Annotated in this window: 1 protein-coding gene and 1 pseudogene; one reads left to right on the top strand and one right to left on the bottom strand. The window is 69.4% G+C overall.

Annotation, left to right across the window (positions count from 1 at the left end):
* Positions 1-510: pseudogene (locus tag ACEN88_RS32345) on the bottom strand (lipopolysaccharide heptosyltransferase family protein); the annotation flags it as partial.
* A gap of 416 nt (positions 511-926) precedes the next feature.
* Here ACEN88_RS32345 and ACEN88_RS32340 point away from each other — a divergent pair.
* A partial coding sequence (locus ACEN88_RS32340; RefSeq protein WP_413346314.1) for a PhzF family phenazine biosynthesis isomerase occupies positions 927-1,118 on the top strand: 192 nt, incomplete at its 3' end.

Genomic DNA, 1,118 nt, shown 5'->3' with positions numbered 1-1,118 from the left:
GTGCAGCAGGCGCTCGGCCGGCTTGGTCAGGCCCACGACGAAGCCGCGCGGGCTGATGCGCCGGGCCAGCCGCGCATAGCGGTGACAGTCGACGACGGCCAGCGACGCGACGACCGGATAGCGTTCGGCGCGCGCGTCGTCGACCGATTGCTCGAACGCGGCCGGGCTGTACGTGCTGTCGTAGACCCGGTCGATCCACGGGCAGGCCGCGAGCCAGTCGTATAGCGCGTACCTGCGCAGGTGCGGCCACGCGGCCGGATCGGCCGTGCGGCGCCGTTCGTCGACCCACACGTGCATGCGCACATGCGGCCACGCGCGGGCGAATGCGCGCAGGCACGCCTGCAGGTAAGTAAAATCGCCGATGGCGAGGTGGGTGACGAACAGGATGCGGTCGGCGCGCGCCAGCACACCGGCCGGGACGAGCGGCAGGGCCGCCGTCGTGTACCGTGCCGCCTCGCGGGCGGCGCGGACCGGAACCGCTCCGGCATGTGCGCGCGCTGTATTCACCATCGTCCTTTCCTGGCTGGGTTGCAGGCATTATGCGCAGGACGGCGCACGCGATGTGTGCGGATAAAACTCTTTTACCCTTCTTTACGTCCCTTTACAGTCACCCCGGCACCACCCCGTCGATGTCGACGATGCCGCGCAGGCGCGCAGCACGTCCGCCTCCTTGTCGCGATGCGTGACGATGAGTACCTGCCGGCCACGCGCGTGGGCGACGCCCGTGTCGTAAAGTGCCGCCGCGCGTCGAGTACGAACTGACCCCGGTCGGCAAGCAGCCCGGCGCCGTGTTGCGCAGCCTGCGCCCCGTCGAAACCGTGCAGGGCCGATCGCCGGTACAGTGCCGGCCGCAATCGGGTGACTGTGCCTGTCGATGCCGCCGCCCCTTGCGTAGACTGGGCTCATCCCAACAACGCGAGATCCGCATGGCACGCCACCCGTTCAAGACCGTCGACGTCTTCACCGCCACCCCGTTCCTGGGCAATCCGCTCGCCGTCGTGTTCGACGCCGACGACCTGTCCACCGCGCAGATGCAGCGCATCGCCAACTGGACCAACCTGTCCGAAACGACGTTCGCGCTGCGCCCGACGCAGCCTGGCGCCGACTACCGCGTGCGC

The organism is Massilia sp. CT11-108 (genome assembly GCF_047302915.1).
In the GTDB taxonomy this organism is placed as follows: Bacteria; Pseudomonadota; Gammaproteobacteria; order Burkholderiales; family Burkholderiaceae_D; genus Telluria; species Telluria orientalis.
Note: the sequence above shows the minus strand (reverse complement) of the source record. Positions and strands in the feature narration are given on the sequence as shown.